The organism is Stenotrophomonas sp. STEN029 (assembly GCF_056760015.1).
On record NZ_JBRREC010000132.1, the window covers coordinates 1 to 9,248 of the forward strand.

Below are 9,248 nucleotides of genomic sequence, written 5' to 3' on the forward strand. Positions count from 1 at the left end.
GAGCCATGCACGGCAAGAGGCATTACCGGGCTGGTCTGATGCCGAGCAAGGCTCGGCACCAGGCTCAGGCTTTGTCGGTAGAGCCTCTGCCGAGCATGGCTCGGCACTACCGGCAAGGCGAAGCTCAGCGCAACAGCTCGCCCGCGCCGGCGGCCAACAGCTGTCGCGCCACTTCACGTCCCAGCGCCTCCGGATCGCTCGCCGGGCCCTGCGCCTGCGCACGCACCGCACGGCCATCAGACACGCCGCCGACCAGGCCCTGCAACCACAGGTCCTCGCCGCGCCGCTGCGCCAGACCCGCCACCGGCACATGGCAGCTGCCATCCAGCGCGCGGTTCATCGCCCGCTCCGCTTCCACGCAGGTTCGGGTGGAGGCATCGTCCAGCGCCTTGAGCAGCGCAATCGTGCCGGCATCGTCCTGCCGGCATTCAATCGCCACTGCAGCCTGTGCGGGCGCCGGCAGCCACTGCGGGGCGACCAGACGATCGCGGATCCGCGCGCCCAGTTCCAGCCGCTCCAGGCCGGCACAGGCCAGGATGATGGCGTCATATTCACCGGCATCCAGCTTGGCCAGGCGGGTGTTGACGTTGCCACGCAGGTCGCGCGACGTGAGGTCCGGGCGCAGCGCACGCAACTGTGCCTGCCGGCGCAGCGACGAAGTGCCGACGCAGGCGCCCTGCGGCAACGCATCCAGCGACGCATAGGTGTTGGAGACGAAAGCATCAGCCGAATCGGCGCGGGTCAGGATCGCCGGCAGCGCGAACGGCGCCTCCAGCTCCATCGGCACGTCCTTGAGCGAATGCACCGCGCAATCGGCGTCGCCACGCAGCATCGCCAGCTCCAGCTCCTTCAGGAACAGGCCCTTGCCGCCGATGGCCGCCAGCGAACGGTCAAGGATTTCATCGCCGCGCGTGCTCATCGGCACAAGTTCCACCTGCAGCCCTGGATGGGCCTGGCGCAGGCGGTCGGCGACGTGTTCGCTCTGCCACAGGGCAAGCGGGCTCTTTCGGGTGGCGATACGCAGGATGCTCATACGGCCATTATCGCCGCTGCAAGCTCCGGGTCACAGCCGTTCCATCTCGGTCTTCAGCCCGGCCACGCAGCGGCGGCTGATTTCCAGCGGCTGCGGGACATCACGCAGCACTGCCTGCACCTGCCCGGCCGGCGTGCGGCGGACTTCCTGCAACCGATCACGGGCGATCAGGCAATTGCGGTGGATGCGGATGAAACGCCCGGAAAACTCGTCTTCCAGCGAGCGCAGCGATTCCTCGATCAGGTCTTCGCCACGCAGGTGGTGCACCACCACGTATTTTTCCTCGGCCTGAAGGTAGAGGATGTCCTCCACCGGCACCAGCCGCAGGCTGCCGCGCAGACGCGCGCACAACGCCCGTCGCGGCTGCGTGGCCGCGGCTGGCGCGGCATTGGCGCGGCCAACAATGAAGGTGCGCGCACGCTCCAGCGCTGCGGCCAGGCGCTCTGCACGCACCGGTTTCATCAGGTAGTCGATCGCCGCCGCTTCAAACGCCGACAAGGCATGGGCGTCATAGGCGGTGCAGAACACCACCGCCGGACGCGGCTCAAACCGCGCCAGATGGCGGGCGACCTCCAGACCGTCGATGCCGGGCATGGCGATATCCAGCAACACCAGATCCGGCTGGGTCTGCGCGCAGACCTGCAGGGCGTCATTGCCGTTGGCGGCCTCGCCAACCACCTCCACCCCCGCCAGCTCGGCCAGCAGCGCGCGCAGGCGCTCGCGTGCCAAGGGCTCGTCATCGGCGATTACTACCTTCACACCACTACCTCACTCACGGCTCCCCAGTCGTGGCGACATGGTAGCCGGGTTCGCTGCAGGCCGCCGTCAACATCCCGGCAACTGCGGAGCAGCTCACAAACCGATCAGACCTGCGTGAAACGGGCCTGCAGCCAGTCGCCCAGCGCATGGATCTCTTCGCCGCAGACCTGGTGGGCCATCTGGTAACGGTGCCATTCCACGCCGAAACCCAGCGTCTTGAGCACCTGTGCACTGTGCTCGGCGATCTGCAGCGGAATCACTGGATCGGCGCTGCCATGGGCCATGAAGATCGGCTGGGCGATGGCCCCATCCACCAACTGCGACGGTGCAGCATCCACTTCCGGCAGATAGGTCGACAAGGCCACCAGGCCGGCGACCGGCTCACGGCGCTTCAGGCCAGCGGACAGGATGATCGCCCCGCCCTGCGAGAAACCGGCCAGGACGATACGGTTGGCCGGAATGCCGCGTGCCTGTTCACGGGCGATCAGCTCCTCCAGCTGCTCCACCGATTCGGCGACACCCTTGGCATCGGCGCGGCTGCGGAAGTCCATGCTGACGATGTCATACCAGGCACGCATCGGCATGCCGTTGTTGATGCTGACCGGGCGCTTGGGCGCATGCGGAAACACGAAGCGGATCGCCGGCCATTGCGGACGCACCAGCTCGGGCACGATAGGCGCGAAATCATGGCCATCGGCACCCAGGCCATGCAGCCAGATCACCGACCATTCCGGCGACGCGCCGGTTTCCTGCTCCACTGTTTCCAGCATGTGCATCACTCCCAAAGACAGGCGGGAATTATGCCTGCCCGGCACAGCCATAGGGACAGCCCTCCCGTTTTGTGGGAGCGGCGTAAGCCGCGAAGCTGGTGGTGCTGCCGGTTGAAGCCAAGCCGGCGACCTGCATGTAGATCACCAGCCAAATGGCGGTGCATTGCTATCGGCTTCGCGGCTCACGCCGCTCCTACAAAAAACCATCCGAAGCCAGCTGTAGGAGCGGCGTAAGCCGCGAAGCTGGTGGTGCTGCCGGTTGAAGCCAAGCCGGCGACCTGCACGTAGATCACAGGCCAAAATGGCGGTTGATTGCTATGGGCTTCGCGGCTTACGCCGCTCCTACAAGAGCCACAGCCTTCAATCCTGCAGCGGTTCCTTCATCGCAGCCGCACGCAACTCGGCTGCACGCAGCAGCACCGGCGGCGGGGCGTTTTCTTCCGGGATACACAGCAGGCCATGCCTGCGCAGCCAGTCACCGGCTTTTCGCGAGGACGTCCATGCTACCACCGGCACTGCCAGCGCCATGCCGATCACCACCGGCGCCATCCACGCCGCCAGCGGCGGCGACACCAGATAGGCGGCCACGCCCATCACCACGCCAAACACGCTCAAACCGCCATAACTGCGCAACAAGGCGCTCACCGAAATACTGCCGTCATCGCGCTGCTGTGCGTCCCAGCCCGAGTCCTTGCCGGCCAGCACTTCGGCCACACCGCGCGACTGCACGTACATCACCACTGGCGCCATCAGTGCCGCCAGCACGGTCTCCAGCAGCATCGAAACAAAAGCGCGGAACGCGCCGCCACAACCGATGCGCTCCTTGCGCGAGGTCAGCATCGCCACATAACCCATCAGCTTGGGCGACAGCAGCGCGATCATGGTCACCACGAATACCCAGAACACCCCATCCTGGTCCAAACCGCGCCAGTAACTCGCCGGTGCCAAGCGCAGATCCAGATGCAGCTCCTCGGCCAGATCGATGCCGCCGTGGATCAGCGGGATGGCGATACCGATCAGCATCAACATCGCCCACATCGGTGCGGTGAAGTAATGGCCGATGCCGATCAACATATGCACGCGATTGACCCAGTGCAGGCCCGGCGTGGCCACGACCTTGGAGTGCTGCAGGTTGCCCTGGCACCAGCGGCGATCACGGATCAGCAGATCGGTCAGGGTCGGCGGGCCTTCCTCGTAGCTGCCATGCAGGTAGGGCACCATGTGCGAGGCCCAGCCACCGCGGCGGATCAGCGCGGCCTCGACAAAGTCATGGCTTAGCACATGACCGCCAAACGGCTTGCGTCCCGGCAGCTCCGGCAAACCGGCCTGCTCGGCAAAGGCCTGGGTGCGGATCACCGCGTTGTGGCCCCAGTAATTGCTTTCCGCACCGTGCCACCAGGCCACGCCATAGGCCATCACCGGCCCGTACACGCGGCCACCAAACTGCTGCATGCGGGCGAAGGCGGTACGGCCCCCGACTACCGCCGGCAGCGACTGGATCAGGCCGACGGTAGGGTGGTTCTCCATCGCCGACACCAGACGCACGATCACATCGCCAGTCATCAAGCTGTCGGCATCGAGGATCAGCATCTGCGGGTAGGCACCTCCGAAGCGGCGCACCCAGTCGGCGATATTGCCGGCCTTGCGGCCCACATTGCTGGCGCGGCGGCGGTAATACAGCCGCTCGGCGCCGCCGGTGGCTTCCACCAGGCGCGCGAATACCTGCTCTTCAGCGCGGCCGATGGCGTCGCGGGTGGTATCGCTGAGCACGTAGAAATCGAAGTGCTCCAGCTGCCCGGTCGCGGCCACCGATTCGTAGATCGCCTGCAGGCCGGCCATCATCCGGCGCGGGTCTTCGTTATAGGTGGGCATCAACAAGGCAGTACGGCTGCGCAGCTGCGGCAGCGGCGTGTCCGGGTAGATGCCTAGCTTGCGGCGGCCACGCAGCAGCGCCTGCAGCCCGGCCAGGCTGCTGACGAAGGACATCGCGATCCAGGCGAACAACAGCACGAACAGGCCCAGCAGGCAGGCTTCGAGCACGTTGATGCCACCGTTGGACAGCACCCGCGCCATCAACCAGGTGGCGAGCAGCGTGGTCAGCGCGGTGCTGCCGAAGACGTACAGCCGGCGCAGGCCGATATTGGCCGGCGCGGTCTTCTGCCGCGGCACATGCAGCTTGCCTGAGCGCAGCGATTGCTCAGGCATGGCCAAGGGGTGTTCGGCCGGGAGCACGGCGATGCCGGCATCCAGTCCATTGTCGGTCCTTACCGTAGAGCTCATCGACCACCCCGCTGCGTGACCTGCAGCCCGTCCTGGCGACACACCTTGCCGTAACGCTGTTTGCTTGCGTGTTGCACCTGAAATCCTTGAAGGAGAAGCCGACCAGCCGGGAAAACTAGAAGAACCAACTTAAACCTGCGGCAAACGAAGCCTGCCGGTCACGATGCGGGAGCCCCCTCGAACCACCTCGCTGCAGGTGCCAACCTGGCCACCCAGGCCGCTACGGGCCCAACCGCCGCAATCCCTTGACGGCATCGGCGACGGGGGAATTATCCATCATCAAATCGACAGGTACACCTGCGCCAGTCACTTTGACCGTGGCCCGGGACGAATGGGAGGCTCGCGGGAAGCACCCGTAGCGCAGGGGACGCGCGTGCCACAGGGCCGCGTCAAACCGTTGCAGTTGCACCTGTTCCGCGCGAGCGGGCGCCACCTGACGAGCAGAACCGCACGATCGACAGACCCGGGGCCCGGCCGCCCGAGGGAATCCCGCGGCCCCACTCAGGCATCAGGAATCGGGACGCAGGACGCCGCGCGTGCATCACGGATATCCGTTCATATCCAATGGCATCGCCGCATGGAACGACTTGCCTGGCCGCAGGCAACCGAATCCAGCTGTATCGACCAGCGGTGAACAGGGCGCAATCATGCGCACGCAGAACCCAGGCTAAATCCGGCCCTGCACACAACGCGATCACAACATTGCGCTCACCTGCCGCAAACCCGGCATTGCGCAGTCTGGACCTGTCTGCAGCGAGGCAGCCGTTTCCGGAGACCGTTCGTGGACCGCAACCGTGTTGAAGGCACCAAACACGAAATCAAAGGTGCCATCAAGGAAGCTGCCGGGAAGATGACAGGCAACAAAGCCCAGCAGATGGCCGGCAACATGGAGAGGAATGCTGGAAAAGCACAAAAGGCAATGAGCAAGGCTGCAGATGAGGTAAAGCATCGACATTCATGACGACCGCATCACCCCGCAAGAACTGCTCCCGCAACGCACATAACCGGAGCCCGTAATACCCGGCAACACTGTGCAGTTCCAATGGCGCGACCGTGTGGAAGCCGGCCGCGCCATTACAACACCCTCACATCAATGCGGACGTTCGGACAGCAGACCGATGCGACGGAACCACATTTCCAGCGGCACGGTCACCAGCGGCGGCACCGCCGCTACCAGCGCCAGCAACATCGCCCACAGCGGCCAACGCAGCTTGATCCACGCATACAGGGTTACGACGACGTAGAACACGAAGGCCAGGCCATGCAGGCGGCCGAACAGCCATACACCCAGCTCGGTGGTGCCGGTGCCGTATTTGAGCAGCATGCCGATCAGCAGACCGGCCCAGGTGACACCTTCAATCAGTGCGGCGGCGGCAAACAACTTGCCGGCGGGGGTCATTGGTTTGGCAGACATCGGTTCCATCAGCGGTTCGAAAGAACCGCGATTGTAGGCGAGAATGCGTCGCATCCGCGCGACTCAGATCCAGCCCCGTCGATTGAACCACAGCAGCGGCACCACGATGCTCAAGCCCACGGCGGCCAGCGCGATGGCGTAGCCGTAATGCCAATGCAGTTCCGGCATCGAGGCGAAGTTCATGCCCCACACCCCAACCAGCACGGTTGGCGGAATACCGACCACCGAGGCCACCGCCATCACCTTCATCACCTCGTTCTGGTCCATGTTGATCAGGCCGAGCACACTGTCCAGCAGGAACTCGTTGCGGTCGCCCAGTTGCTGCTCGAACTCGCTCAGCGAGGTCAGGTCCTTGACCACCAGCTTGATGCGTTTGGGCGCATCCGTACCAAACCAATCCGGCGTGGCTTCATCCAGATAGCTCATCATCCGCAGCATGCCGTGCAAGGTGTTGTGCAGCGCGCCGATGCGCCGCCCCATCATGCCCACCTCGTGCAGCATCTGTTCCAGCCGTCGTGAGGCACGCTTGCCCTTTGGGTGATTGAAGGCCTGGCGTGAGAACTCGCTCATCGTGCTTTCCAGCGATTCGAGCAGATCGGCCAGGCGATCGACGATGTGTTCGATCATGCGCAGGAACAGATCGGCCGAGCCGTGGCAGGGGTGCTTGCCCAGCTCCGCTTCCACGCCTTCCAGCGCGTCGATGCGGTGCTCGCGCTGCACCACCAATGCATTGGGTGCGACCACGAAGCCCAGCGGCCCGACCACGTGCTCCACCTCGTACTGGAAGCGCGGCAGGTTCAGCACCAAGGCCTCACCTTCAACGCGCACCCGGCTGCTGAACTCGATTTCACTGATGCCGGCACGGTCGGGAATAACGAAGCCCACCTGCGCCGAGGCCTGCGCCAGCTCCTCGGGCGTTGGCTGGCACAGGTCCACCCACAGCGAGGTGGGTGCCGTGCCGCCGGCTGCGGTAGCGAGGGTGCGGCATTGGAGCATGGTGTGATTCCGCATCTGGACCAGCGCTCATCCTCGTCTGCAGCGCACGCCGAGTAAAGCCACTAGCAGCTCAGTCCAGCGCCTGCGCGGCGTACCAGTCCGCATACGGCGTGTTCCTGGCCAGATGACGGTTGAAGTCCGGCGCGCCGTCCTGCCACCACACCGGGCCGCGCTCCCCAAGGCCGCGTTTGGCCGCATCCACTGCCGCCCCGGCCTTGGCCAGCAGTTGCCGGTCACCTGAACGCCGCGCCGCGCCGACTTCCCGCCGCGCGGTCATCAGCTGGCTCACCAACGACGCCCGCAGCTGTTCGGGCAGGCCTGGATTGCTGGCCCGCCACAGCCGCCCGCGGACCACCAGATAGCGGCCATCGGGCGTACGCAATGGTGCCTCGGCCATCCCACAGCTCCGTCAATCACGGGCGGAGCAGTATCCCACCTGCATACGGTTGCAAAGCGCGCCCGCCTTCACGCAAGCTCGCCATTCCTTCAACCACCAGTCCAGCCATGCAAGACAACATCATCCAGATCATCCCCGCCGACGGCTGGGTAGCCGTGTTCGAAGAAGCCGGCGACGAAAGCGCGCAGAGCCTGGTGTGCTTTGCGGTAGTGGAAGAAGCCGGCAAGCGCGCCGTGCGCCCGATGCTGGCCAACGGCAAGCAGATCAGCTTCGCCGACACCCTGCCCAACTTCGTCCGCGTCGAAGAAGCCGACGCCTTCGAAGAAGAGGATGAAGACGAAGAGGACGAGGAAGAAGAAGACGAAGAAGAGGAGGAGGAAGAAGAGGCCTGAGCCGCTTCTTCCAACTCTGCTTCGACGACCTTGTGGGAGCGGTGTGAACCGCGAAGCTGATGGCGCCTCAGGCCATTGGCTTCGCGGCGAACGTCGCTCCTGCAGGCACGCTTCAGGCATTACCCGCAACTGCGAATTCGCCAGTCCGGCAACTGCTAGTGCTTGTGCGATGCACGGCCTGAGCCCGATTTCTTCCCGCCGCCATCCTGCTTGTTAACCGTCGCCCAGGCGATGCGCTCGGCGTCAGCTTTCGAACGCCCCTGCTTACGCTCGCTTTCCTCGATGTGTGCGGCCTGCCGCTTCTGCTTGCCTGTATAGGCGCTCTTGTCACCCTGCGTCATCGTCATGCTCCGCTGTGGAATGAATCGACGCTAGGCGTGCCAGCGTAAGCATCACGTGCATATTGGTGAAGCCCTCCCCTGCATTCATCCGCTGCTTCAGCTCGCGGTGACGTAGTTGAATACCGGGCGTTCGCGTGCAGCTAACAACAAAGGCGCACGACGCTAACTCCCTGCTTGCTAGGGTCGACATGGACCGGTGCGAAGCTGGTCCTTGTCCCAACCAAAGGAGCATCGTGATGAAACACCTGCACCTGCGGAGTGTGTTGTTGATTGCCGTAACGCTACCCACCTGTACGCCGGTAGCCACCGCTGGCGCGCCAGCCGCACAGGAAAGCCCACCAGCAGCAGCGCTGGCCCAAGGTGCCGCCGATCAACCCGGCAGCGACGCGTGGATCACCCGAGAAATCAAGGAAAGACTATCCAGCGCAGCAGACATGCCGGGCATGGAAATCCACGTGGAAACACGCGGCGGCATGGTCTCCCTGAGTGGCCAGGTGGCAAGCCAGGCAGATGCTGACCGCATGGTCAATATCGCGCGCACGGTGGACGGCGTCATCAGTGTCGACGACACCCGGCTGATCATCGGCGGCAAACCGTCGCAGTAAGCACAACGGCCACTGCACGATACAAACATACACAGCGCGCCGAAGCCGGAGCACATGCGTGGGCGAAGCGCTGGTTGCAGAACAATGGTGGCAAAGCGACGTCGACACGGAACAACGTCGTTGAGCCGCGGGCGCGCATCCTTCAAGAGTGCCGAGCCATGCTCGGCTGAGGCTTTGCCGGGAAGGCCCCTGCCCCGCCAAGCGAGGGCCAAAACCCCCCCCCAAAAGCCGAAGGCAAGGGGGGGGTGGGGGGGGGGTTGG

General features: G+C 64.7%; 10 protein-coding genes and 1 pseudogene. 3 read left to right on the forward strand and 8 right to left on the reverse strand.

What is annotated here, in order from left to right; translation table 11 throughout:
• Positions 1-124 precede the first annotated feature (124 nt).
• From hemC to mdoH, 4 genes are all read right to left on the reverse strand, one after another.
• Positions 125-1,033, reverse strand: a complete 909-nt coding sequence (gene hemC, locus ACVOLI_RS19465) for a hydroxymethylbilane synthase (RefSeq protein WP_481615641.1) — start codon at positions 1,031-1,033, stop codon at positions 125-127.
• A 30-nt stretch (positions 1,034-1,063) separates the two neighbouring features.
• Positions 1,064-1,792, reverse strand: coding sequence for a LytR/AlgR family response regulator transcription factor (locus ACVOLI_RS19470; protein ID WP_296251226.1), 729 nt, complete (start codon positions 1,790-1,792; stop codon positions 1,064-1,066).
• Positions 1,793-1,896: 104 nt separating this feature from the next.
• Positions 1,897-2,562, reverse strand: a complete 666-nt coding sequence (locus ACVOLI_RS19475) for an alpha/beta hydrolase (protein ID WP_481615642.1) — start codon at positions 2,560-2,562, stop codon at positions 1,897-1,899.
• A 360-nt stretch (positions 2,563-2,922) separates the two neighbouring features.
• Positions 2,923-4,842: a glucans biosynthesis glucosyltransferase MdoH gene (gene mdoH, locus ACVOLI_RS19480; RefSeq protein ID WP_481615643.1), complete on the reverse strand. Its 1,920-nt coding sequence runs from the start codon at positions 4,840-4,842 to the stop codon at positions 2,923-2,925.
• Positions 4,843-5,623: 781 nt separating this feature from the next.
• Here mdoH and ACVOLI_RS19485 point away from each other — a divergent pair.
• Entirely contained in the window at positions 5,624-5,803 is a 180-nt protein-coding gene (locus ACVOLI_RS19485; RefSeq protein ID WP_481615644.1) for a CsbD family protein, read from the forward strand.
• 129 nt (positions 5,804-5,932) lie between these two features.
• Here ACVOLI_RS19485 and ACVOLI_RS19490 read toward each other — a convergent pair whose 3' ends face one another.
• From ACVOLI_RS19490 to ACVOLI_RS19500, 3 genes are all read right to left on the reverse strand, one after another.
• Positions 5,933-6,241, reverse strand: coding sequence for a DUF3817 domain-containing protein (locus ACVOLI_RS19490; protein ID WP_296251228.1), 309 nt, complete (start codon positions 6,239-6,241; stop codon positions 5,933-5,935).
• Between the two features lie 78 nt (positions 6,242-6,319).
• The gene (locus ACVOLI_RS19495; protein ID WP_481615645.1) at positions 6,320-7,252 is read right to left on the reverse strand and encodes a CorA family divalent cation transporter; all 933 of its coding nucleotides are present in this window, start codon (positions 7,250-7,252) and stop codon (positions 6,320-6,322) included.
• A 70-nt stretch (positions 7,253-7,322) separates the two neighbouring features.
• Entirely contained in the window at positions 7,323-7,649 is a 327-nt protein-coding gene (locus ACVOLI_RS19500) for a hypothetical protein (protein WP_481615646.1), read from the reverse strand.
• 107 nt (positions 7,650-7,756) lie between these two features.
• Here ACVOLI_RS19500 and ACVOLI_RS19505 point away from each other — a divergent pair, with 107 nt between their 5' ends.
• On the forward strand, positions 7,757-8,041 hold the full coding sequence (locus ACVOLI_RS19505; protein ID WP_282272647.1) for a hypothetical protein: 285 nt from the start codon (positions 7,757-7,759) through the stop codon (positions 8,039-8,041).
• 161 nt (positions 8,042-8,202) lie between these two features.
• Here ACVOLI_RS19505 and ACVOLI_RS19510 read toward each other — a convergent pair.
• Positions 8,203-8,382, reverse strand: a pseudogene (locus tag ACVOLI_RS19510) (hypothetical protein); the annotation flags it as partial.
• 236 nt (positions 8,383-8,618) lie between these two features.
• On the opposite strand from ACVOLI_RS19510, the gene ACVOLI_RS19515 reads away from it, so the two are divergent.
• Positions 8,619-8,987 carry a BON domain-containing protein gene (locus tag ACVOLI_RS19515; RefSeq protein WP_481615647.1) on the forward strand — a complete coding sequence of 123 codons (369 nt, stop codon included), beginning with the start codon at positions 8,619-8,621 and terminating at the stop codon, positions 8,985-8,987.
• Positions 8,988-9,248 lie beyond the last annotated feature (261 nt).

Coding starts and splice junctions, on each gene's coding strand:
- ACVOLI_RS19490 (WP_296251228.1), bottom strand. CDS start 6,241: ATGACCCCCGCCGGCAAGTTGTTTGCCGCCGCCGCACTGATTGAAGGT.
- ACVOLI_RS19515 (WP_481615647.1), top strand. CDS start 8,619: ATGAAACACCTGCACCTGCGGAGTGTGTTGTTGATTGCCGTAACGCTA.
- mdoH (WP_481615643.1), bottom strand. CDS start 4,842: ATGAGCTCTACGGTAAGGACCGACAATGGACTGGATGCCGGCATCGCC.
- ACVOLI_RS19495 (WP_481615645.1), bottom strand. CDS start 7,252: ATGCTCCAATGCCGCACCCTCGCTACCGCAGCCGGCGGCACGGCACCC.
- ACVOLI_RS19505 (WP_282272647.1), top strand. CDS start 7,757: ATGCAAGACAACATCATCCAGATCATCCCCGCCGACGGCTGGGTAGCC.
- ACVOLI_RS19500 (WP_481615646.1), bottom strand. CDS start 7,649: ATGGCCGAGGCACCATTGCGTACGCCCGATGGCCGCTATCTGGTGGTC.
- hemC (WP_481615641.1), bottom strand. CDS start 1,033: ATGAGCATCCTGCGTATCGCCACCCGAAAGAGCCCGCTTGCCCTGTGG.
- ACVOLI_RS19475 (WP_481615642.1), bottom strand. CDS start 2,562: ATGCTGGAAACAGTGGAGCAGGAAACCGGCGCGTCGCCGGAATGGTCG.